A 22,053-nucleotide genomic window follows, 5' to 3' on the forward strand; every position below is an offset into this window, starting at 1 on the left:
CGCGGCCTGCCCGTTGCTCGCCTGTCCGTTGCTCGCCTGGTCGCCGCGCACCTGCTCGGCCAGCGCCAGTGCCTCGCGGGCCATCTCCGCCGCGGCGTCGACGTCGGTCATCAGCAGCGGCATCGCGCGACAGCTGATCCCGGCCGCCTCGACCTCGGCCACCGCGTCCGCGTCGGTGGTGTGCACCAGCCAGCCGTCGACCAGCCCCGGGCCGTAGTGCTTGGCCACGGCGGCCGCGCTGGTCTCCACGCCCACGGCCTCCAGCACCTTGTCCGCCATGCCGCGCACCGGCGCTCCGCCGATGATCGGGGAGAGGCCGACCACGGGCGCGTCGGCGGCGACGATCGCCTCGCGCAGGCCGGGGACGGCCAGGATGGTGCCGATGCTGACCACCGGGTTGGACGGCGGGAAGAGGATCACGTCCGCCTCGGCGATGGCCTCCAGCACGCCGGGCGCGGGCTTCGCGGTCTCCGCCCCGACGGGCAGGATCGCCTGGGCGGGGACGGCGGCGTGGAGCTTGACCCAGTACTCCTGGAAGTGCACGGCGCGGCGCTTGCCGTCCTGCTCGGGGTCCTCGATGACGACGTGGGTCTCGACGCGGTCGTCGGACATCGGCAGCAGCCGGACGCCGGGCTCCCAGCGGCTGCAGAGCGCCTCGGTGACGGCGCTCAACGGATATCCGGCGCCGAGCATCTGGGTGCGGACGATGTGCGTGGCGAAGTCCCGGTCACCCAGCCCGAACCAGGACGGGCCGACCCCGTACGCGGCGAGCTCCTCCTTGACGGACCAGGTCTCGTCCGCCCGACCCCAGCCCTGCTCCTCGTGGATGCCGCCGCCGAGCGTGTACATCACGGTGTCCAGGTCGGGGCAGACCTTCAGCCCGAACAGGTGGATGTCGTCGCCCGTGTTCCCGATGACCGTGATCTCGTCGGTCTCACCGACCGCCGCCTTGAGCCCGCGCAGAAAGCGCGCTCCGCCGATTCCTCCGGCCAGTACCGTGATGCGCATGCTGCCTATCCTCGCAGGCGTGGCAGCGGAGACAGAGCAGCAGCCCTCACCCGAGGCCTCACGACCCCATCACCCGAGGAACGCCCGCAGCGCGGCGCGATGCGCCTGCGGCAGGTCCTGTTCCCGCGCGAACTCGTGGTCGGCGAAGTCGAACCCGGGCGTCACCACCTCCGCGACCAGCGCGTACCGCGCTCCCTCCGGCAACCGCGACGCCTTCCACCACCCACCCGGCACCAGCAGATGCCGCACGCCCGCGCCGCCACCCAGCGTCTGCACCCGCAGCCGCCCGTCCGCGTCGACGGTGTGGTACTCGACGGGGTCGCCCTCCAGGAAGAAGTGCAGGATGTCGCTTCGGTTCCGGTGCAGCCGACCGTCCGGCTGACGGTCCGTCATCAGGTAGTAGATCGACGTCGCCGTCGGCCGCGTCCCACCGGGGGTCGGGTGCGGGTGCGGGCTGGTGTAGATCCGCCGGTAGTAGCCCCCCTCGGGGTGGGGCTCCAGCCCGAGCGACTCGACCAGCTCCTCCGCGCGCATCTCCGCATCCTCCCAGGGCGCTGCTCGGACCGCCCGCGCTGCCACCCCCGGCGAGCCGCAGCGCTCAGCTCGACGCTGCCGCCGTGCGAGCTCCGCCTGCCACGTCACGTGCCGCCGGTCACCGGCACCGGCGTGGGAAGGGTCGCCGCCGTCGGGAGGGTGATCTCGAAGCAGCAGCCGCCGGGCACGTTGCGGACGGAGGCGCGGCCGGAGTGGGCCTCGACGATGCCACGGACGATGGCGAGGCCGAGGCCTGCGCCTGAGGCGGTGCCGGAGGGGGTCGAGGACGGGGCCGGAGGGGTGCGGGCGGGGGCGCCGCGCCAGCCGGTCTCGAAGACGCGGGGGAGGTCGGACTCCGCGATGCCGCCGCAGGTGTCGGTGACGGTCAGGACGACCTGGTCGTCGTCCGCGCGGGCGGCGACCGCGACCGTGCCGTCGGTCGGGGTCGCGCGGATCGCGTTGCCCAGCAGGTTGGCCAGGACGCGGGTCATCTCGCGCGGGTCCACGTCGACCGGCACCGGCGCGACGCCGTCGCCGACCAGCCGGACGCCGCGCTCCTGCGCCAGCGGGTACGCGCCCGCTATCGCGTCGCCGACCAGGTCGTAGGCGGAGACGCGGGAGAGCGTCAGCGACAGAGCGCCCGCCTGGATCCGGGAGAGTTCGAACAGGTCGTCGACCATGCCGGTGAGCCGGTCGACCTCGGTGCGGATCCGGGAGTGGTACCGCTGCGGATCGTCGGCGACACCGTCCTCCAGCGCCTCGGCCATCGCGCGCAGTCCGGCCAGCGGAGTGCGCAGGTCGTGCGAGATCCAGGCGATGAGTTCGCGCCGGGACGCCTCCAGCGCACGCTCGCGCTGCCGCGACTCGGCCAGGCGGGCGTTGGTCGCGGCCAGCTCCGCGCCCAGCGCGGACAGTTCGGCACTGAACGGGCCGACGGGCGCGGTGAACCCCTCGTCGCTGCCGACGGTCCGCGCGGCGCGCTGCAACTGCGCGCTGCCGAGCGTCACCTGACGGCCCAGCAGCCAGGTCACCAGCAGCGAGACCAGCGAGGCCATGCACAGCACCACCACGACCACGAGGAAGTCGTGCCGGGAGAGGAACATCGCCTGCGCGACCGCGATGGTCGCCGCCGCGACCGCCAGGACGGTCACCAGCGCGACGATGAACAGCGACCACGACAGCGAACGGCGCCGCAGCAGCAGCACGACCGGCCAGCCCAGCAGGCCGGCCACGGCCGCGCCGAGGGCCGCGTAGCCGGCCACCACCCACACGTCACTGCTGTGCATCGGGCACCACCGTCTCCGCCGCCCGGCCGGGCGCTCCGGCCGGGTCGAAACGGTAGCCGACGCCCCAGACGGTGGTGATCAACCGCGGCGCGGCCGGGTCGTCCTCGACCTTCTCGCGCAGTCGGCGGACGTGCACCGTCACCGTGGACAGATCGCCGAAGTCCCAGCCCCAGACCCGGCGCATCAGCTCCTCGCGTCCGAACGCGGTGCCGGGGTGCGCCAGCAGGAACGCGAGCAGGTCGAACTCGCGCAGCGTGAGTGCCAGTTCGCGGTCGGCGCGCCAGGCGCGGCGAGCGGCCGGGTCGAGCCGCAGGTCACCCGCGAGCAGCGGGCGGCTGCCGTCGTCGGAGGTCGCTCCGGTCTGCGGACCGCCGACGCTGCGTCGCAGCACGGACTGGACCCGCAGCACGAGCTCGCGCGGCGAGAACGGCTTGGTGACGTAGTCGTCCGCGCCGAGCTCCAGCCCGAGGATCCGGTCGTGCTCGTCGCCCTTGGCGGTCAGCATCACCACCGGGGTGCCGCTGGTCGCGGGCTCGGCGCGCAGCCTGCGGCAGACCTCCAGGCCGTCTATGCCCGGCAGCATCAGGTCCAGCACGATGAGGTCGGGGCCGAGCACGGCCGCCAGCTCCAGCGCGGTCGGGCCGTCCTCGGCGCGGTCGACCAGGTATCCGGCGTGCTGCAGGTACTCGGCGACGACCTCGGACACGGTCGGGTCGTCGTCGACGACCAGGACACGGCGTGCCACGGGGGTCGGCAGGCCGGGAGCCGCGGCGGCGGATGGTTCGGTCACCCCTCCACGGTAGGAGGTCCCGGGCGGAAGATCCCCCGGACGGCGGGAGTGTTCGCGTTCCGTAAGGAGTGCGCCGGACCCGGCACGCGTCCCGCTCAGCCCCGGTACCGGTCCCGCGTCTCAGCCCCGGTACGGGTTCATCTCGGTGAGGCCCGGGAAGTACACGTGCAGGCTGACGGCCGGCTCCAGGGTGTCGTTCACCACATGGTGCACGTAGCCGGGCGCGATCACACGCTGCGAACCGGCGGCCAGGGTCCGCGCGGTGGCGTCGGCCGGTCCGCCCGGAGTGCGCGGGGAGCGCTCGGTCAGCTCGCCCTGAAGCACCGTCATCACCGCGGAGGAGCCGCCGTGGTCGTGCGCGCCGCTGCCCTGGCCGGGGAGCCAGCTCAGCAGCCACACCTCGTGGCCGGGCCCGGTCGAAAGCCGTGCGTACCAGCGCGTCAGCGCGTCGTAGCGGACCAGCGGCTCCCAGTGCTCGCGGTCGGCGGCGACCCTGCGGGCGAGCGCGGCGAAGCCGCCGACGGTGGTCGGGTGGGCCAGCGGCGCGGGCGCGAGATGCGGCCAGGCGAGCGGGTCCCCGGCGATGCTCACGTCGCTCAGACCGTCCGGGAACGCGGACCGGATCTCGACGGAGTCCTCGAGGGAGGAATGTGGGGAAAGCGTGGAAGAAGAGACGGAAGACGTCACGGCTGTGGTGTCCTTCGAAAGCTGTAGCGGCTGGGGAAAGAGACGGGGCCCTAGCTACAGCGACAACACAGCGCACTCGCGGCACGACGAAGCGAGCCGTGGAGACGGCTCGACGCGGCGCGGTGCAAAGACATGGTGCAAGCAGACCTTGTCAAGACCGCCTTGTCAACTCACCTGCCGGGGCGTGTCGTGTCGTTCATCCTGGGGCGGATGGGGCTGAATCACCCGATCGACGGATTGGGGTTCCCTTGGGTTTGGAGTGACACGAGGGCGGGAACGCCGCCCTCGACACTTCCCACCAGGCCTTGTGTGGTCCAGTGCCTGCCATTCCGGTTTGTCCGGATTTGCACACTTATGGTGATCGCTTGGTTCCGGGGAGTGAATCCTTGGCCCAATACCAGACCACAGCTTGACTGCGGCGAAAGAACGCACATGTAATTTCACCCGTGTCCAAGCGTCACATCAGGCGGCGGACGCATCACGGGGATGCACGAAGCACGAGGGGTAGGAGGCGCGCGAATGAGCGAGCTCTTTGATCTGTTGGTCGTCGGCGACGAGCAAGTGGGCGAGGAGGAGCTCGGCTGGCAGGAGCGCGCGCTGTGTGCCCAGACGGATCCGGAATCCTTCTTCCCGGAGAAGGGCGGCTCCACGCGCGAGGCCAAGAAGGTCTGCCTGGCGTGCGAGGTCCGGAACGAGTGCCTGGAGTACGCGCTCGCCAACGACGAGCGGTTCGGCATCTGGGGCGGTCTCTCCGAGCGTGAGCGCCGCCGCCTGAAGAAGGCCGTGGTCTGACCCGCCTTCAGCAAGCGGTGCCCGATTCCTCCGCATATCGCACGTCCGCTCGAAGAGTGACGGTGTGTGCGCAGGGACCGGGCGGGGAGCGCTGTACCCGTACAGCACCATCGGGGGATGACATCGCAGCTGAACCGCAGGTGGGTCGCGGCTGAGTCGCGGGCCGGGGGGAGTGGTCGGGGTGCTCGTGCCCGACAGCCCTCACCGCACCCCACAGCAACCCGTTAGTGTGGTCCGCCAGCGGAGCGCCTGACGCGCGCCCGCGTCGTGCCATCAGCGAAGCGAAGCGAACCGGGGTCCGCACAAGCGATGTCTGCCTATTCCCACCAGGCCGTTGGGCAACCGGGTGCCGGGCGTGCCCCGGCCTACCCGCGCCACCTGGTCACCGCCGTGCTCGTCGCCCATGACGGCGCACGCTGGCTGCCGCGGGTGCTGCGTGGTCTGTTGGAGCAGGACCGGCCGGTGCAGCGGATCGTCGCCGCCGACACCGGCTCCACCGACGCCACACCGCGCCTGCTCGCCGAGGCCCTCGGCTCCGACGCCGTGCTTCAGTACGGCCGCCGCACCGGCTTCGGCACCGCCGTCAACGAGACCGTGCGCGGCCTCTCGCCGATCTACGCGGAGAACCTGCCGTACTCGATCACAAACGGCTTCGACCCGCTCGACCCGGACGAGGTCGGTCACGACCAGTTCGGCGACCCGCTCGGCCACCACGACGAGCTGGCCGACGAGCAGATGCGCGGCAGCGGCCGTACCGAGCTGGTCGAGTGGATCTGGCTGCTCCACGACGACTGCGAACCGCACCCGGACGCGCTGCGCAAGCTGCTCCAGGTCGCGGACACCACGCCGACCGCGGCCGTCATCGGCCCCAAGCTGCGCTCCTGGTACGACCGGCGCCAACTGCTGGAGGTCGGCGTCTCCATTGCCCGCTCCGGCCGCCGTTGGACCGGCCTGGACCGGCGCGAGCAGGACCAGGGCCAGCGTGACCAGGTCCGTCCGGTCCTCGCCGTCTCCACCGCGGGCATGCTGATCCGCCGTGACGTCTTCGAGCAGATCGGCGGCTTCGACAAGCAACTGCCGCTGATGCGCGACGACGTGGACCTGTGCTGGCGCGTCGCCGCCGCCGGGCACCGCACCGTCGTCGCGCCCGACGCCATACTCCGCCACGCGGAGGCGGCCAGCCGCGAGCGCCGTCCGATCGACTGCGCCAAGCCCGACCGTCCGCACCGCATCGACAAGGCGGGCGCGGTCTACACGTTGCTCGCCAACTCCAGCGCGGTGCTGATGCCGTATCTGCTGCTGCGGATAACCCTCAGCACGCTGATCCGCGCCCTCGGCTACACCCTGGGCAAGACCCCCGGCCTCGCCGTCGACGAGATCGCCGGGCTCAGCCATGTGATGCTGCGCTTCGGCTCGCTGCTCACCGGGCGCGCCCGCAGGCGGCGCACCCGGGCCGCGGACGCGCTGGACGACGGCACCCTCTTCCCGGCCCTGGGCGCCACCTCGCGCGCCGCCGTGGAGAACCTGATCGCCGAGTTCGGCGGCAACCGGGCCAACGAGGCCTACTCCAGCCGCCACGGCGCGGTCGAGTCCGGCCCGATCGACGACGACAGCGACATCCTCGAGATCGAGCAGTTCGCGACGGTCAAGCGGATCGCTCGCAAGCCCGCGCCGGTGCTCTTCGCCGGGCTGCTGGTGCTGTCTCTGATCGCCTGCCGCAACCTGCTCGGCAGCGGCGCCCTCTACGGCGGCGCACTGCTGCCGACCCCGGGCGGCGCGACCGACCTGTGGCAGCAGTTCGCGTCCAGCTGGCAGGCCGACGGCGTCGGCACGGCCGGCAGCGCGCCGCCCTACCTGGGCGTGCTGGCCGCGCTCTCCAGCCTGACCTTCGGCAGCCCTGGTCTGGCCATGACCATGATCCTGCTGCTCTCGGTGCCGCTCGCGGGTGTCTCCGCCTACCTGGTCTCCCGCCCGCTGATCGACTCCCGGCTGGTCCGGGCCTGGGCCAGCGCCGGGTACGCGGTGCTGCCGGCCGCGACCGGCGCCATCGCGCAGGGCCGGATCGGCACCGCCGTGCTCGCCGTGCTGCTGCCGCCGCTGGCCCGCGCCGCGGCGATCGCCGTCGGCCTCGGCATCCGCCGGGAGACGGCGGCGCGCGGCGGTCGGCCCGGCTGGCGCAGCGCCTGGGTCGCCGCGTTGACGCTGACCCTCTGCACCGCGTTCGTGCCGCTGGCCTGGCTGCTCGGTCTGCTGCTGGCGGGCGGCGCGCTGCTGGCCGCGTTCCTGCGCGGCGGCGCCTTCGGCCAGGGTGTCGACGCCCTCCGCCGCCTCGGCCCGCGCGTGGTCGCCATCGTCGGCACGCCGCTGCTGGTCCTGGCGCCGTGGTCGCTCTCCCTCTTCCTGCACCCGAGCCGGTTCCTGCTGGAGGCGGGCATCCCCGGCCTGGTGGGCGCTCCGGCCACGCCGGTCGACCTGCTGACGCTCGACCCGGGCGGCAGTGGCACGGTCCCCGGGCTGTTGATCGTCGGTGTCCTGCTCGCCGCGCTGGCCGCGCTGCTGCGTGCCGACCGCCGTCGCGCGGTCGTCGCGGTCTGGGGTGCGGCGGCCGTCGGCATGCTCGGCACCGCCGTCGCCGGAACGGTCTCGGTCGTGCCCGGCCCCGGGCAGACGGCGGTCCCGGCCTGGGCCGGTCCGACCACGCTGATCACCGGCATCGCGCTGCTGGCCGCCGCCGCCATCGGCGCCGACCACGCCCGCGAGCGCGTCGCCGCGATCAACTTCGGCTGGCGACAGCCGGTCGCCGCCCTGGTGCTGGCCGCCGCGGCTCTCGCGCCCGTGGCCGCCGCCGGCTGGTGGGTGCTGCGGGGCGCCGACGGACCGCTGCAGCGCGGCAGCGGCGGGCTCGTCCCCGCGTTCATCGTGCAGGAGGCCCAGAGCTCCGACCAGAGCCGCACCCTGGTGATCCGGATGGGCGACCAGGGCCAGGTCGCCTCTTACGCACTGGTGCGCGGCGCGGGCCCGACCGTCGGCAGTACCGAGGTCGCGGACGCGGCCGGGACCTCGGCGGCCACGACCGCCCTGGACCAGCTGGTCGGCGGCCTGGTCGCGGGCTCCGGCGGCAACCAGGCCACCGGGCTGGCCGACTTCGCGGTCCAGTACGTCGAGGTGCTCGCCCCGGTCCCCGGTGCGCTGAACACCACCCTGGACGCCACGCCGGGCCTGGCCCGGGTCAACCAGCAGCAGCAGGCGAGCCTGTGGCGCGTCCAGGCCACCACCTCGCGGGTGGTGATCCGCAGTCAGGGCAGCCCGGATGTCACGGTTTCGGCGGATCCCGTCGATGTGGACGCCACCGTCCCGGCAGGGCCGCAGGGCCGCGTCCTGCGGCTCGCCGACAGCGCCGACTCCGGCTGGCACGCGACCCTCGACGGGCAGGCGCTCACCCCGCAGACCGTCGACGGCTGGGCCCAGGGCTTCGCCCTGCCGGCCTCCGGGGGGCAGCTGTCCGTCAGCTACAGCGAGAGCCCGATCCACCTCGGCTGGGTCGTCGCGCAGTGTGCGCTCGCCCTGGCGCTCGTCGTGCTCGCCCTTCCGGGTCGCCGCCGCACCATCGACGACGACGGCCCCGAGGAGGGCGACGACCCGCTCGCGCCCTCCGGCGTCGGCGCCGGTGCGTCCGCGGCCATGCAGAGCGGCGGTGCGTCGGTGGACCAGCCGGTCGTCCCCGGCTCCCGCCGGGCCCGCCGCCTGGCGGCAGCCGCCGAAGGCCAGGAGGACTCGGGTATCCCCGGCACCCCGGACGCCGAGGAGCCGGCCGCCCAGCCGGATGTCTTCGCAGGCGTCGGCTCGGCAACCGGCGCGCAGCCCGACGGCTACGAGCAGGGCTACCCGCAGCAGGGCGGCGGCTACTACCAGGACCCGTCCTATGAGAGCGGCTACCAGGGGCAGCAGCTGTACTACGCCGATCCGTCCGCCCAGCCCCACCAGGGCTACGGCTACGAGCAGCAGACCGGTTACGAGCAGCAGGCCGGTTACGAGCAGCAGGCCGGTTACGAGCAGCAGGCGGGCTACGAGCAGGCGGGCTACGGCGCGCCGGGCTACGCCCCGGAGCAGGGCTTCGACCAGCAGGCTTTCGACCAGCAGGGCTACTACCCGCAGGGCGTGCCCGGCGGACCCGAGGGTCAGGGGGTTCCGGACCAGTCCTACGGTTGGGACGTCTCGGGCGCCGGGCAGGGCCGGTTCGGCTCGCTGCAGCCCGACGACCCGTGGCTGAACGGCGACGGGGGAACCGGTGGACCGAGCGGCTCCAGCGGACAGCACGGCCACGGCCAGGACCAGGGGAACTGACAGATGATCAACCGGACCACCCAGTCCCTGCTGGGCGCGCTCGGGGTGCTCGCCCTGACCCTGGGCATCGCCGAGATCCACCCGCCCCAGGGCGAGGCCGCCGCCAGCGGCAGCAGCGTCGCCACCGCCGTCTCGCAGGCCACCGTGGTCTGCCCGCCGCCGCTGCAGGGCCAGTCGGGCAGCAGCCTCTACAGCCTGGCGGTGCCCGGCGCGCCCTCCGGCGGTTCGGGTTCGGGCTCCGCCTCGGGTTCCGGTGGCTCGGGCGGGTCGGGCTCGTCCGCGGCCGCGGCGCTGGCCCCGCTGAGCGCGCCGGGCTCCGGGGCGGGTTCGAGCTCGCCGAGCGCGTCCGCGTCCTCGTCCTCTTCGCCGTCGTCCTCGGCCTCCGGCTCTGCCTCCGCCGCGCCGAACGCCTCGGCCTCGCCGTCGGCCGCGTCGTCCAACCCGCCGATCGCGCAGCAGACGCAGACCGGTGGCGGCACGACGGCCAAGGCGCCGTCCGGGCAGAACGCGCCCGCGATGCTCGGTACCGGGACCGGCGCGCTGGCCCCCGGCTTCACGGTGCAGCAGACCACGACCGAGTCCGGCCCGACGCTTTCCGGCACCTCGTGCACCACCCCCGGCACCGACTTCTGGTTCGTCGGCGCCGACTCGAACAACGGCAGCTCCGGCTACGTCGAGCTCTCCAACCCGCAGGCGGACGCGGCGGACGCCGACATCCAGGTCTTCGGCCCCAACGGCGAGGTGACCTCCACCGCGGCGTCGAACATCGCCATCCCGGCCGACGGCAGCACCTCGCTGCTGCTGTCCACGCTGGTGCAGCCCGGCAACGGCGGCCAGGACCTCGCGGTCCACGTGATGGTCCGCAGCGGCCAGATCGCGGCGGCCCTGCACATGGACACCAACTCCGGATCCGACTGGGTCCCCGCGACCACCCAGGGCAGCAGCGCCTACCTCCCCGGGCTGCCCGGAGACCTCCACCAGTACAACCTCGACGTCTACGTCCCGGGCGGCCAGGACGCCGACCTCAAGCTCCAGCTCGCCTCGCAGAGCGGCCTGATCACCCCGGCCGGGCATGAGACCGTCCACATCAAGGCCGGCACGCTCAGCAGCTTCTCGCTCGGTGACCTGACGCGTGGTCAGGGCGGCATGCTGGAGCTCACGCCGACCGACCCGAAGGCCGGCGCCGTCCCCTTCGTGGCCGGGATCAGCACGGGCAACTCGAACGACACCGCCTACCTGGCAGGTGTCGCGCCGATCACCCAGCGCGGCACCGTCGCCGGCAACTCCTCCGGCAACACGCTGCTGCTGACGGCGCCGAACGGGGCCGCCGACGTCACCGTCACCTCGCTCGGGAGCAGCGGCTCCCCGGCCACCAAGAGCGTCCACATCCCGGCGGGCTCGACCGTCTCGGTCCCGCTCCAGGCCCCGGGCGGCAGTTCCGCCTTCGGCGTGACGGTCACCCCGACCTCGGGCGGCCCGATCTATGCGGCGCGTGAGATCAACAACAGGGACGGGCTGACGATCCAGCAGATCCCGGACGACCGCAGCACCGTGCTCGTCCCGACCGTCATCCGCAACGCGGCGATCCTGGTGCAGTAGGGATTCCCGGACCGGTCTGGTCCCTCGTGTCTCGTGCCCCTGCGCGGTCCCACCGCGCGGGGGCACAGTCGTCCACGGGGCACAGTCGTCCACGGGGCGCCGCCGCCACTGGGGCGCCGTCGTCAATGTGGACGCGTGCTCAATGCGGACGCGTCGTCCCTCCGGAGGCCCTCGTCAATGCGGGCGCTCGCCCGTCACTCCTCGCCGTAGCGCGGATCGACCGCCTCCGGCTCCACCCCGAGCAGCTCGGCCACCTGCTCCACCATCACGTCGTGCACCAGCGCCGCCCGCTCGTCGCGGCCCTTGGCCCGGATCTCCACCGGACGCCGGTACACCACGATCCGCGCCGGCGTACCACTGACCGCCGCAATCAGCCGCCCCAGCGGCACCTCGTCCGCCCGCACGTCGTCGATCACCGGTTCAGGCTCGCCCGGCAGCGGCGCCGGGACGTCCTGGACCGCGAACTCGACCTCCTCAAGTTGCGGCCAGCGCCGCTCCAGCCGCTCCACGGATTCGCGTACGTAGTCGTCGAACAGCTCCGAGCGGCTCAGCGCGATCGGCACCTGCCGAGGCGCGAGCGGCCCGCGCATGCCCCGGCCGTGACGGTCACGGCGACGTCGCGGTGACACGGCAGCGGGCGGGGTCGAGGTCGATACGGGTGGTCTCTCCATCACCACCAAGCGTATCCACTGCCACCGACAGTGATGCGTGCGCGGCGCAGGCGGTGCGCCCGGACGTCACCCGGACACCACTCGGGCGCGACCGGAGCGCGGTCGGGACGCCACCAGGGCCGCCGTTCCAAGCCGCCCGGACGTCGCGGGCGGCGGTCGTCGAGAGGGCGTACCGGCCCTGGTGAGCCCTTGTAAAGGGGGCGGAACGGACCCCTCCGGGACGACACGGGAGCTGATCCAGGGCAGAGTCTTCGCGGCCCGGTCAGGAGTGCGGTACCGTCCAACGTCGTGAGCCCTGTCCGTCGTTGTTCGCGTACCGCCTGCGGCCGTCCCGCAGTGGCGACTTTGACGTACGTCTACGCGGACTCCACCGCCGTCCTCGGCCCTCTCGCGACCTACGCCGAGCCGCACTGCTACGACCTGTGCGCCCAGCACTCCGAGCGGCTGACCGCCCCGCGCGGCTGGGAGGTCGTGCGGCTCACCATCGACTCCGGCCCGATCCGCCCGTCCGGGGACGACCTGGAGGCGCTGGCCAACGCGGTCCGCGAGGTCGCCCGCCCGCCCGCGCGCCGCCAGGACGGCGGTTCCGAGGCGGATCCCACCGAGGTCGGCCGCAGAGGCCACCTTCGGGTGCTGCGCACGCCGGAGGAATAAGCCCGGGACGTGGTCGGCGGGTGCCCGGACGGTGCCCGCGACGTCTGGTGCACAGGTGTCGGTACGTCCGGTCACGTGGTGCTAACCCTTTGCTCACCCGTACCCGGTATCGTGCCTAGCCCACGGACACGGGCCGTGGCCAGGGGCACGGAGACGCGCCCCAGGCACACAGACCACCCACAGAATGGCGGAGAACCGCAGTGCGTGACCTCAAGCAGATCGTGAAGGCGTACGACGTCCGAGGTGTCGTGCCGGACCAGTGGGACGCGGAGCTGTCCCGCGCCTTCGGGGCCGCCTTCGTCCAGGTCGTCGGTGCCGACGCGATCGTCGTCGGTCACGACATGCGCCCCTCCTCGCCGGCCCTGGCCCGCGCCTTCGCCGAGGGCGCGGCCTCCCGCGGTGCGGACGTCGTCGAGATCGGTCTCTGCTCCACCGACCAGCTCTACTTCGCCAGCGGCAAGCTCGATCTGCCCGGCGCGATGTTCACCGCCAGCCACAACCCGGCCCAGTACAACGGCATCAAGATGTGCCGCAAGAGTGCGGCCCCGGTCGGCGAGGACACCGGCCTGGTCGAGATCCGCGAGCTGGTGCAGTCGTGGATCGGCGCGGATGACAAGGTCACCGTCCCGGCCGCCGACGCGTCCGTCACCGTCGGCGCCGTCACCCAGCAGGACGAGCTGCAGGCCTACGCGGACCACCTGCGCGGCCTGGTCGACCTGACCTCGATCCGCCCGCTCAAGGTCGTGGTCGACGCGGGCAACGGCATGGGCGGCCACACCGTCCCGACCGTCCTCGGCGGCCTGCCGCTGGACATCGTCCCGATGTACTTCGAGCTGGACGGCACCTTCCCGAACCACGAGGCCAACCCGCTGGACCCGAAGAACCTGGTCGACCTCCAGGCCAAGGTCCGCGAGGTCGGCGCCGACCTCGGCCTCGCCTTCGACGGCGACGCCGACCGCTGCTTCGTCGTCGACGAGAACGGTGACCCGGTCAGCCCGAGCGCGATCACCGCGCTGGTCGCCGTCCGCGAGCTGGCCAAGGCCAAGGCCGCGGGCGAGACCGAGCCGATGATCATCCACAACCTGATCACCTCCTGGGCCGTCCCGGAGATCGTCGCCGAGAACGGCGGCCGTGCCGTCCGCACCCGCGTGGGCCACTCGTTCATCAAGCAGGAGATGGCCAACTCCGGCGCGATCTTCGGCGGCGAGCACTCCGCGCACTACTACTTCCGCGACTTCTGGCGCGCCGACACCGGCATGCTGGCCGCGCTGCACGTGCTGGCCGCGCTGGGCGAGCAGGACCAGCCGCTGTCGCAGCTGACCGCTGCGTACAACCGGTACGTCAGCTCCGGCGAGATCAACAGCACCGTCGCCGACCAGTCCGAGCGCGTCGCCGCGGTCAAGGCCGCGTACGCGGACGCCGCAGGCGCGACCTTCGACGAGCTGGACGGCCTGACCGTCTCCGGCGCCGACTGGTGGTTCAACCTCCGCGCCTCCAACACCGAGCCGCTGCTGCGCCTCAACGTCGAGGCCCGCGACGAGGCCACCATGTCCAAGCTCCGCGACGAGGTCCTCGCCATCGTCCGCGCCTGACGCCTGACGCCTGACGCCTGACGGCGTAAGTGGTTGCACCACCCAGAGCCCCGCGCTCCTCAGGCAGCCGCAACTTCCCCCGCTTGCATGTCCTGTGGCAGGCGGGGCCCGCGGCCCCAGCAAGGGCAAGTACCCTGCTTGCCGAAGGAACCCTTATCGACTCCCGGAGCGCCAGCGACATGAGCATTGAACCCGCCCTGCTCGAGATCTTCGCCTGCCCCGCGTGCCACGCACCCCTGCGCGAGGACGCCGAGGCGGCGGAACTGCTCTGCACCAGCAGCACCTGCGGTCTCGCCTACCCCGTGCGGGACGGCATCCCGGTGCTGCTCGTGGACGAGGCCCGACGGCCCGCATGATCGACGAGCGGCTGCTCGACGACGCCGACGAGCTCGTCCGTGCGGACACGCGGGGCGCGCTGCTCGCGCTGGCGTCGGCCGGTGCACGGGTGCGTACCGGCCTGCGGCTCGCCGAGGAGGCGGGTCTGGCCGGGCTGCGCCCGGAGGGGCGGCCGCGGGCCGTCCTGGTCGCCGGGCACGGCGCCGCCGCCCTCGCGGGCGACGTGCTGGCCGGGCTGGGCGGCAGCGCCTGCCCGGTGCTGGTGCTGCGCCCCGGACCGGCGGAGCCGGACCCCGCGCTGATCCACCCGGTGACCCGGAGCGACGACTTCACCCTCGCTATGGACTGGGCGCTGCCGGGCTGGGTCGGTCCGGCCGACCTGCTGGTCGTCGCCGCGTCGGTCGGCAGCTGCCCGGGGCTGATCACCCTGGTCGAGCGTGCGTACCAGCGCGGCTGCTCGATCGTCGCGATCGCGCCTGCCGGGTCCCGGCTGGCCGAGGCGGCCGTGCAGTCCCGCGGGATGCCCCTGCCCTACACGCCGGGCCTGGCGGCGGCTCTCGACGGTTACGGCGACGGCCCCGATGCGGACCTCCCGCGTGAGGACCCCTCGGACTTCTGGGGTCTGCTGGCCCCGCTCCTCGCACTCGCGCAGCGGATCGGCGTGGTTCCGATCGCGTCCGACGCGCTCCAGGCGGCAGCGGACCGGCTCGACGAGGTCGCCGTACGCTGCCGTCCCGCCGCCGAGACCTACAGCAACCCCGCCAAGGCGCTGGCCGCACGACTCGCCACCGCACTGCCGGTGCTGTGGAGCGACGGGGACTGCGCCGCCGCAGCCGCACGCCGCTTCGCGGCGATGCTGGCCGACCACGCCGCCCGCCCGGCGCTGACCGGAACCCTGCCGGAGGCGCTCAACACCCAACGTGGCCTGTTCACCGGCACTTTGGGCGCGGGCGCCGGTCCTGACGACTTCTTCCGCGACCGCGTCGAGGACGAGGGCGCACTGCGCATCGAGGTGCTGCTGCTCCGGCACACTCCGCAGGCCGGCCACGGCAGCGCCGACCTCGCGCCCGGCCCGGACGGTGGTGCCGACGCGAGTCGGGACGTCACCGAGGATCCATTCGCCGATCACCTCCCGGACAGCGGCACACCGGCGGCCCGGCATACCGTGGCGCGGGCGCACCGGCTGGCTGCCGATCACCAGGTCGGGCTTCGCGAACTCACGTCGATCCGGACCGATCCGATCGAGGCCCTGGCCGAACTCATCGCCCTCACCGACTTCGCCGCCGTCTACCTGGGACTGGCCGCAGAGACCGAAGGTAACTGACCCGTATGGACCGCCTCGCCACCACCATCCGTCCGTATGCCTGGGGCTCGCGCACCGCGCTGCCGGCGCTGTTGGGGACGGAACCCACCGAGGACCCGCAGGCGGAACTGTGGATGGGCGCCCACCCCGGCGCTCCCTCCGGCGTCGACCGCGGCCACGGTCCGCAGACCCTGGACCAGGTCATCGCGGCCGACCCGGAGCGCGAACTGGGCGCGGCGACGGTGCGCCGTTTCGGTCCGACGCTGCCGTTCCTGTTCAAGGTCCTCGCCGCCGGTGAACCCCTGTCCGTCCAGGTCCACCCGGACCTGGCGCAGGCCAAGGCGGGCTTCGTCGTCGAGGAGGCGCGGGGGATCCCGCTGGATGCCCGCGAGCGCAACTACCGAGACGCGAACCACAAGCCCGAAATGCTGTGCGCGCTGGACGAGTTCACCGGCGTCTGCGGCTTCCGCCGCCCGGAGCGGACGGCCGCGCTGCTGGAGCGCCTCGGCGTCCCGGGCCTCCGGCCGGTGGCCGACGTCCTGCGTACCAAGCCCGAGCCGGAGGCCCTGCGGGAGGCTCTCACGCTGGTGCTGACGCTCGATCAGGCGACCGTCCCGGCGCTCGTCGCCGAGACGGGCAACGCCCTTCGCCGCCTGGCAGCGGAGGCCGCGTCCGCCGACGAGGCCTCGGACGAGGCCTCGGACAAAGCCTCCGACGAGGCCGTGGCGCTGGCCGACTACGCCGCGCTGGCCGACCACTACCCGAACGACCCGGGCCTGCTCTCGGCGCTGCTGCTCAACCACGTGGTACTCCGCCCCGGTGAGGCGATCTACCTGGGCGCGGGCGTGCCGCACGCGTACTTCCGCGGCCTGGGCGTGGAACTGATGGCCAACTCGGACAACGTCCTGCGGGCGGGTCTGACGCCGAAGCACATCGACGTGCCGGAACTGCTCGCGGTCGTCCGCTTCGAGGCGACCGAGCCGAGCGTGGTCCCGCCCCAGAGCGTGCCCGACAACCCGGGCGAGCAGCTGTACCCGGTCCCGATAGACGAGTTCCGCCTCTCCCGCTACGAGCTGGGCGAGTGGCCGCTGCCGACGGGCACCCCGCAGATCGTGCTCTGCACGTCGGGCCAGGCCACGCTGACCGACGAGGCGGGCCAGCGCCTGACACTCTCCCCGGGCCAGTCCTGCTTCATCCCCGCCGACAACCCGCCGGTCACCGCGACGGGCTCCGCCACGACGCTCTTCCGCGCCACCGTCACGCTCTGACACCAGGGGTTGTGCAAGCGAGGGAGTTGCACCGTTCAGGGGCGCAACGTCCCTCGCCGCAGCAGGCCTACAGCCCCAGGACCAACTTCTCCAGCGCCGCCCGGGCCCGCGCGTCCGACTGGGCCCGTGCGGCCACCGCCTCCGCCAGCTCGTGGACCCACTCGTCCAGCGCGACCTGCTTGCGCGACAGCACCACGCCGCGGACGATCGTCGCCACCTCGCCCTGGGGGCGGCCGTGGGCCAGGGTGAGGATGAGCCGGCGGTCGTCCAGGGAGACCTCCAGCTTCTCCACCTTTCCGGGGCGCCCGGACATCCGGTCCGACATGGACCGCTTGTGGCTCAGCTCGACCGAGCCGGGCGGCAGCGCGTCCGCCAGGGAGCCCGTCAGTACCTGGGCATAGATGTCCAGATCCGCCGCGTCCCGGCGCAGCGCCGCCGCCAGCAGCTCGATCTCGCTCATATCTCTCGTCTCTCTTCGCTGTCTCGGGCTCTCAGGGCGTCGCCTCGTCGCACCGGAGGCCTCAGCCGTCCAGGCTCAGCACCATCGTGGGCCGCTCGATCTCGTGGTCCGGACGCAGCGGGCGGACCGCTGTGCCGATCGAGAAGAACTCCGTGGTGTGCCCGCCCCAGCGGTGGTTGTGGGCGTTCAGCTGAACCCCGACCACGCCTTCGGCGTGCAGCGCCTCGGCCTCGGTCTGCATCCGCGCCATCGCCAATTCACGCGCGTCGTACAGAGCCTGGGTGAACTGCTCGATCTCCACATTCTTGCCGATGTTGGAGAACACCGCGCCCATCCGCTGGTGTGCGATGTGGTAGACGCAGGTGCCCATGACCATGCCCAGCGGCGCGTAGCCGGCCCGGATCAGCGTCCAGAAGTCCTGGCCGGACAGGTCCGAGGTGAAGGGCTGGTTCTTGTTGTTGCGCCAGCTGCCACCGCCGGGGGGCGCGTGATCCGCCTTGACCGCCGTGCCGATGGCGATGAACTCGGCGATGTCGTTGCCGAACTCCCGCGCCTCGACGGAGAGCCGGACGCCGACGATGCCGTCCGCACCGAGCGCGGCGGCTTCGGCCTCCATGCGGGTCATGGCCAGCTCGCGAGCGTGGTACATGGCCTGGCTCAGCGTCTCCAGCTCCTGGTTCTTGCCCCAGCGGCCGAACTGGATGCCCACGTGGTAGATCGAGCTGCCGAGCACCAGGCCGATCGGCTTGAAGCCGGCCTCGCGCACCAGCAGGAACTCGTTGACCGAGAGGTCGCTGGTGAAGATCGAGCCCGCCTTGCCGGGCTGAAGCTCGGCAAGACGGCGCATCGCGTCGGCGGGCACGCCCTGCGCGGTCGGATCGGTCGTGCTCATCGAACGGCTCCCCACGGGTTGCTGGAAGTACTGGAAAGGCTGCTGTCGGAAACGCTGCTGCTGTCAGAGACGGAGCTGCCGCCGGGCGGGTGGGGGATCATCCCTGATCCCCCAGTTCGCTCAGCTCGTCGGCCAGCCGCCGGTACTCGTTCGGGTCCGCGTACGGGCTCGACGCTACTGCGGCGAGCCGCTGACGCAGCCGGTCGCCACGCTTGCCCAGCGGCATGACCGAGAGGGTGCGCGGCTTCTGGTCGCCGGTGCGGAACCGGGCGATGCTGGTGCCGATCATCGTGGCCTCGGCCACGTGGTCCTCCTGCTCGGAGTTGTTGCGGTTGGCCGCACGGATGCAGGACTCCCGCCAGACCCGCAGATCGCCGGCGGCCATGATCACACCGTCACCGCCCTTCCGGGACGCCTGCAGCTGCAACTGCTGACGCGCGTCGGCGCGGATCGCGTGGATCAGTCGGCTCCAACCGGTCATCTCCGTGTTCTGCCACGAGAACTGCTGCGACTGCGTGCGGTAGTCGTCGTGCCGGACCCCGATCGACATGCCGACGAGCAGTTCGGCCGGGACCCACCCTGCACTCACCAGCTTGGCGAACCCCTGGCCGTCCAGGTGGCAGGTGAACGGGTGTCGCGGCCGGACGTTGCCCTGCGCCCGGACGGCGGTGCCGATCACCTTGAACTCCAGGCAGTTGGGCGCATTGGGGAACGGCGCCATAGTGAGCTCCGCAGCCACCACCCCGTCACCGCCCAGCGCCGAGCACTCGGCCGTCATCCGGCCCAGCGCGGTACGGCGGGCCTGGTCGAAGACGCCGACCAACTGCCGCGACGGGGCTCCCTGCCCCGACAGGGCGACGGGCGCGTCGCCGCGGTTGCCGTAGCTGAAGCCGAATCCCGCGCCGTTGTAGAGACAGTCGTGGTAGCCCCAGTACCGACCGCTGCGCGCGATCTGGAACACCGCCGACCCCATCACTTGCCCGACCGGCTCGAAGCCGACCGACTTCACCGAGGCGAACTCGCCGGTGGAGAGGGCGGACGTCCACGTCCCGCTGCCTCTCACCCCGGCGATCCGCTCGGCGGCAGCAGGTGGTAGCCCGCCGCCGTTCCAGGGAACCGTCATCCCGTCCCACTCCTGTCCGGCCTCGCGAACACTTTGCGCCCCTCGGAATGTACGCACGGTGTAGATTCGTCTCAAGAACCAGACGTCGCTGCTGATGGCGGTCGGCAGGTTCCGGGCTCCAGGCTCGGGCACGCCGAGGGAGAGAGGGCCTCCGACGCACTGGTCCGGAACAAACGGTCATACGGTTGAGGCACGCATTCGGGTTCCCGGACCCGGCGGCCCCGTCGGCATGACCGCGTTGGTGTGCCCGCACATCGGGACGCACCTGGGTTCCGGACCGCCGCCTCCCGCTACCTCGACGTGATGGAGATACAGCGTGACGTCCCTCAACGCCGGCGACTTCAAGGTTGCCGACCTTTCGCTTGCCGCGTTCGGTCGCAAGGAGATCGAGCTGGCCGAGCACGAGATGCCCGGCCTGATGGCGATCCGCAAGGAGTACGCCGCCGCGCAGCCGCTGGCCGGCGCCCGCATCACCGGCTCCCTGCACATGACCGTGCAGACTGCCGTCCTGATCGAGACCCTGGCCGCGCTGGGCGCCGACGTGCGCTGGTGCTCCTGCAACATCTTCTCGACCCAGGACCACGCGGCGGCCGCCATCGCGGTCGGCCCGAACGGCACCCCGGAGGACCCCCAGGGCATCCCCGTCTTCGCCTGGAAGGGCGAGACGCTGGAGGAGTACTGGTGGTGCACCGAGCAGGCGCTGACCTGGCCGGGCCACTCCGGCCCGAACATGATCCTGGACGACGGCGGCGACGCGACGCTGCTGGTCCACAAGGGTGTGGAGTTCGAGAAGGCCGGCGCCGCGCCGGACCCCTCCACCGCGGACAGCGACGAGTTCCGGATCATCCTGGAGCTGCTCAACCGCACCCTGAAGGAGACCCCCAAGAAGTGGACCGAGGTCGCCTCCGAGATCAAGGGCGTAACCGAGGAGACCACCACCGGTGTCCACCGCCTCTACGAGATGCACCGTGACGGCAACCTGCTGTTCCCGGCCATCAACGTCAACGACGCGGTGACCAAGTCCAAGTTCGACAACAAGTACGGCTGCCGCCACTCGCTGATCGACGGCATCAACCGCGCCACCGACGTGCTGATCGGCGGCAAGGTCGCGGTCGTCTGCGGCTACGGCGATGTCGGCAAGGGCTGCGCGGAGTCGCTGCGCGGCCAGGGCGCGCGGGTCATCATCACCGAGATCGACCCGATCTGCGCGCTGCAGGCCGCGATGGACGGCTACCAGGTCGCCACGCTGGACGACGTCGTCGAGATCGCGGACATCTTCGTCACCACGACCGGCAACAAGGACATCATCATGGCCAAGGACATGGCCAAGATGAAGCACCAGGCCATCGTCGGCAACATCGGCCACTTCGACAACGAGATCGACATGGCCGGTCTGGCGAAGATCCCGGGCATCGTCAAGGACGAGGTCAAGCCGCAGGTCCACACCTGGACCTTCGCGGACGGCAAGAAGCTCATCGTGCTGTCCGAGGGCCGCCTGCTGAACCTGGGCAACGCGACCGGCCACCCGTCCTTCGTGATGTCCAACTCGTTCGCGGACCAGACCCTGGCCCAGATCGAGCTGTTCACCAAGCCGGAGGAGTACCCGGTCGGCGTCTACACGCTGCCCAAGCACCTGGACGAGAAGGTCGCCCGCCTCCACCTGGACGCGCTCGGCGTCAAGCTCACCACGCTGACCCAGGAGCAGGCCGACTACATCGGCGTCAAGGTCGACGGCCCGTACAAGGCGGACCACTACCGCTACTGATGGGCGCGCTGCCTCCCGGTAGGCAGCAGCGAGGATCATCCAGCGGCCGCTGGCGCATAGGCTCGTCCCATGCCCAGCGGCCGTTACTCGTTCCATGACACGCACGACGACACCTCCCTCGGTGACGAACGCTTCAGCTGCGCCGCCGGACCTTCCGGCTGGCGCTACACGGCGCAGACCTTCGCGACGGACGGCACGCTGGACGGCTCCGTCGACCTGACTCTCGACTCCCGGTCCCGCCCCGTCCGGCTGGAACTGCGCCGCCACGGCTGGCAGGTGCGCGGCGGCGCCCTCGCCGGGCTGACCTGGGTGCGCACGCACCCCGACGACCGGGATCTCTCGTTCACGAGCGAGGGCAACGAGAAGGCCCACGCCTTCACCGGCCGCTCGCCGGCGTTTCTCATCGCGACGGCACGGATGCTGGCGCTGCCGGAGGGCTCCTCCGCGCGCGTCCGCGTCGTCTCCTTCACCGAGCCCGTGCTGGCCCCACGCACGCTGGACCAGGGCTGGACCCTCGAAGGCATCGAAACACACACCACTGACAGCGGCCCGTTGACGGTGCGTCGGTTCCGCGTCGCGGACCTGGAGACAGGGGAGGAAGGCCTGGTCCACCTGGCCGGCGACGTCGTCCTGTCAGCACCCGGCGTCGAACTGGAGGAGCTGGACACTCCTCCGGGCGCATGGATTTGACTCGGGCCGTACGGCCACGTAACGTTCTTCGAGTTGCCCCGCTGAGCGGGGCGGCAAACCTCCCTCAGAGAATCGGAAATTCGATTGACGGGGACTGCGAAATCGGGACTGAAAAGTTCTGATAGAGTAGAAAACGAAGGAAGCGCCCGGAGGGCCCGGTGAAGCGGGGCTGAAGGAAGCGTCCGTTCCTTGAGAACTCAACAGCGTGCCAAAAGTCAACGCCAGTTACTTTTGAGAGCAAATTTTCAGCGAGGACGCT

General features: G+C 72.0%; 18 protein-coding genes and 1 pseudogene. 10 read left to right on the forward strand and 9 right to left on the reverse strand.

Annotated elements, in window-relative coordinates:
• Window positions 1-45 precede the first annotated feature (45 nt).
• The 5 genes and pseudogenes from cofD to ABH928_RS31785 all read right to left on the reverse strand — a co-directional run.
• Window positions 46-1,008, reverse strand: a pseudogene (cofD, locus tag ABH928_RS31765) (2-phospho-L-lactate transferase); the annotation flags it as partial.
• A gap of 69 nt (window positions 1,009-1,077) precedes the next feature.
• On the reverse strand, window positions 1,078-1,542 hold the full coding sequence (locus tag ABH928_RS31770; protein ID WP_370072126.1) for a cupin domain-containing protein: 465 nt from the start codon (window positions 1,540-1,542) through the stop codon (window positions 1,078-1,080).
• 104 nt (window positions 1,543-1,646) lie between these two features.
• A complete protein-coding gene (locus ABH928_RS31775; protein ID WP_370072127.1) occupies window positions 1,647-2,828 on the reverse strand; it encodes a sensor histidine kinase in 1,182 nt (393 codons plus the stop codon).
• The gene (locus ABH928_RS31780) at window positions 2,815-3,618 is read right to left on the reverse strand and encodes a response regulator transcription factor (protein ID WP_370072128.1); all 804 of its coding nucleotides are present in this window, start codon (window positions 3,616-3,618) and stop codon (window positions 2,815-2,817) included. Before ABH928_RS31780 ends, ABH928_RS31775 begins: the two co-directional genes overlap by 14 nt.
• 120 nt (window positions 3,619-3,738) lie before the next feature.
• Window positions 3,739-4,218, reverse strand: a complete 480-nt coding sequence (locus ABH928_RS31785) for a cysteine dioxygenase family protein (RefSeq protein ID WP_370072144.1) — start codon at window positions 4,216-4,218, stop codon at window positions 3,739-3,741.
• A gap of 606 nt (window positions 4,219-4,824) precedes the next feature.
• Between ABH928_RS31785 and ABH928_RS31790 the strand changes: the two genes are divergently transcribed.
• The 3 genes from ABH928_RS31790 to ABH928_RS31800 all read left to right on the forward strand — a co-directional run bounded on the left by ABH928_RS31790 (window position 4,825) and on the right by ABH928_RS31800 (window position 11,040).
• Window positions 4,825-5,097, forward strand: a complete 273-nt coding sequence (locus tag ABH928_RS31790; RefSeq protein ID WP_196198295.1) for a WhiB family transcriptional regulator — start codon at window positions 4,825-4,827, stop codon at window positions 5,095-5,097.
• A gap of 309 nt (window positions 5,098-5,406) precedes the next feature.
• A complete protein-coding gene (locus ABH928_RS31795; protein WP_370072129.1) occupies window positions 5,407-9,441 on the forward strand; it encodes a glycosyltransferase in 4,035 nt (1,344 codons plus the stop codon).
• A 3-nt stretch (window positions 9,442-9,444) separates the two neighbouring features.
• Window positions 9,445-11,040 carry a DUF5719 family protein gene (locus ABH928_RS31800; protein ID WP_370072130.1) on the forward strand — a complete coding sequence of 532 codons (1,596 nt, stop codon included), beginning with the start codon at window positions 9,445-9,447 and terminating at the stop codon, window positions 11,038-11,040.
• A 194-nt stretch (window positions 11,041-11,234) separates the two neighbouring features.
• On the opposite strand, the gene ABH928_RS31805 is transcribed toward ABH928_RS31800, so the two are convergent.
• A complete protein-coding gene (locus tag ABH928_RS31805) occupies window positions 11,235-11,711 on the reverse strand; it encodes a metallopeptidase family protein (RefSeq protein WP_370072131.1) in 477 nt (158 codons plus the stop codon).
• Between the two features lie 288 nt (window positions 11,712-11,999).
• On the opposite strand from ABH928_RS31805, the gene ABH928_RS31810 reads away from it, so the two are divergent.
• The 5 genes from ABH928_RS31810 (at window position 12,000) to manA (ending at window position 16,864) form a co-directional block, all read left to right on the forward strand.
• Window positions 12,000-12,365, forward strand: coding sequence for a DUF3499 domain-containing protein (locus ABH928_RS31810; RefSeq protein WP_370072132.1), 366 nt, complete (start codon window positions 12,000-12,002; stop codon window positions 12,363-12,365).
• Between the two features lie 200 nt (window positions 12,366-12,565).
• Window positions 12,566-13,957 carry a phosphomannomutase/phosphoglucomutase gene (locus tag ABH928_RS31815; protein WP_370072134.1) on the forward strand — a complete coding sequence of 464 codons (1,392 nt, stop codon included), beginning with the start codon at window positions 12,566-12,568 and terminating at the stop codon, window positions 13,955-13,957.
• Between the two features lie 179 nt (window positions 13,958-14,136).
• Window positions 14,137-14,313 (forward strand): Trm112 family protein, encoded by a 177-nt coding sequence (locus ABH928_RS31820; protein WP_370072135.1) that lies wholly within the window; start codon window positions 14,137-14,139, stop codon window positions 14,311-14,313.
• Window positions 14,310-15,617 (forward strand): SIS domain-containing protein, encoded by a 1,308-nt coding sequence (locus ABH928_RS31825; protein ID WP_370072136.1) that lies wholly within the window; start codon window positions 14,310-14,312, stop codon window positions 15,615-15,617. Before ABH928_RS31820 ends, ABH928_RS31825 begins: the two co-directional genes overlap by 4 nt.
• A gap of 5 nt (window positions 15,618-15,622) precedes the next feature.
• Entirely contained in the window at window positions 15,623-16,864 is a 1,242-nt protein-coding gene (gene manA / locus ABH928_RS31830; protein ID WP_370072137.1) for a mannose-6-phosphate isomerase, class I, read from the forward strand.
• 67 nt (window positions 16,865-16,931) lie between these two features.
• Here manA and ABH928_RS31835 read toward each other — a convergent pair whose 3' ends face one another.
• The 3 genes from ABH928_RS31835 to ABH928_RS31845 all read right to left on the reverse strand — a co-directional run bounded on the left by ABH928_RS31835 (window position 16,932) and on the right by ABH928_RS31845 (window position 19,339).
• Window positions 16,932-17,324: a hypothetical protein gene (locus ABH928_RS31835; RefSeq protein ID WP_370072138.1), complete on the reverse strand. Its 393-nt coding sequence runs from the start codon at window positions 17,322-17,324 to the stop codon at window positions 16,932-16,934.
• A gap of 61 nt (window positions 17,325-17,385) precedes the next feature.
• Entirely contained in the window at window positions 17,386-18,216 is an 831-nt protein-coding gene (locus ABH928_RS31840; protein WP_370072139.1) for a heavy metal-binding domain-containing protein, read from the reverse strand.
• Window positions 18,217-18,313: 97 nt separating this feature from the next.
• Window positions 18,314-19,339: a heavy metal-binding domain-containing protein gene (locus ABH928_RS31845; RefSeq protein ID WP_370072140.1), complete on the reverse strand. Its 1,026-nt coding sequence runs from the start codon at window positions 19,337-19,339 to the stop codon at window positions 18,314-18,316.
• Between the two features lie 316 nt (window positions 19,340-19,655).
• On the opposite strand from ABH928_RS31845, the gene ahcY reads away from it, so the two are divergent.
• On the forward strand, window positions 19,656-21,104 hold the full coding sequence (gene ahcY, locus ABH928_RS31850) for an adenosylhomocysteinase (RefSeq protein ID WP_370072141.1): 1,449 nt from the start codon (window positions 19,656-19,658) through the stop codon (window positions 21,102-21,104).
• 69 nt (window positions 21,105-21,173) lie between these two features.
• Window positions 21,174-21,794 (forward strand): hypothetical protein, encoded by a 621-nt coding sequence (locus tag ABH928_RS31855; RefSeq protein ID WP_370072142.1) that lies wholly within the window; start codon window positions 21,174-21,176, stop codon window positions 21,792-21,794.
• Window positions 21,795-22,053: the final 259 nt, after the last annotated feature.

Source organism: Streptacidiphilus sp. MAP5-3, assembly GCF_041262505.1.
Classification (GTDB): Bacteria; Actinomycetota; Actinomycetes; order Streptomycetales; family Streptomycetaceae; genus Streptacidiphilus.

Bases quoted from the DNA above. Each gene is read 5' to 3' on its own strand.
- ABH928_RS31825 (WP_370072136.1), top strand. From the start codon at position 14,310: ATGATCGACGAGCGGCTGCTCGACGACGCCGACGAGCTCGTCCGTGCG.
- ABH928_RS31805 (WP_370072131.1), bottom strand. From the start codon at position 11,711: ATGGAGAGACCACCCGTATCGACCTCGACCCCGCCCGCTGCCGTGTCA.
- ABH928_RS31820 (WP_370072135.1), top strand. From the start codon at position 14,137: ATGAGCATTGAACCCGCCCTGCTCGAGATCTTCGCCTGCCCCGCGTGC.
- ABH928_RS31800 (WP_370072130.1), top strand. From the start codon at position 9,445: ATGATCAACCGGACCACCCAGTCCCTGCTGGGCGCGCTCGGGGTGCTC.
- ABH928_RS31775 (WP_370072127.1), bottom strand. From the start codon at position 2,828: ATGCACAGCAGTGACGTGTGGGTGGTGGCCGGCTACGCGGCCCTCGGC.
- ABH928_RS31835 (WP_370072138.1), bottom strand. From the start codon at position 17,324: ATGAGCGAGATCGAGCTGCTGGCGGCGGCGCTGCGCCGGGACGCGGCG.
- ABH928_RS31790 (WP_196198295.1), top strand. From the start codon at position 4,825: ATGAGCGAGCTCTTTGATCTGTTGGTCGTCGGCGACGAGCAAGTGGGC.
- ABH928_RS31845 (WP_370072140.1), bottom strand. From the start codon at position 19,339: ATGACGGTTCCCTGGAACGGCGGCGGGCTACCACCTGCTGCCGCCGAG.
- ABH928_RS31840 (WP_370072139.1), bottom strand. From the start codon at position 18,216: ATGAGCACGACCGATCCGACCGCGCAGGGCGTGCCCGCCGACGCGATG.
- manA (WP_370072137.1), top strand. From the start codon at position 15,623: ATGGACCGCCTCGCCACCACCATCCGTCCGTATGCCTGGGGCTCGCGC.
- ABH928_RS31855 (WP_370072142.1), top strand. From the start codon at position 21,174: ATGCCCAGCGGCCGTTACTCGTTCCATGACACGCACGACGACACCTCC.
- ABH928_RS31795 (WP_370072129.1), top strand. From the start codon at position 5,407: ATGTCTGCCTATTCCCACCAGGCCGTTGGGCAACCGGGTGCCGGGCGT.
- ABH928_RS31770 (WP_370072126.1), bottom strand. From the start codon at position 1,542: ATGCGCGCGGAGGAGCTGGTCGAGTCGCTCGGGCTGGAGCCCCACCCC.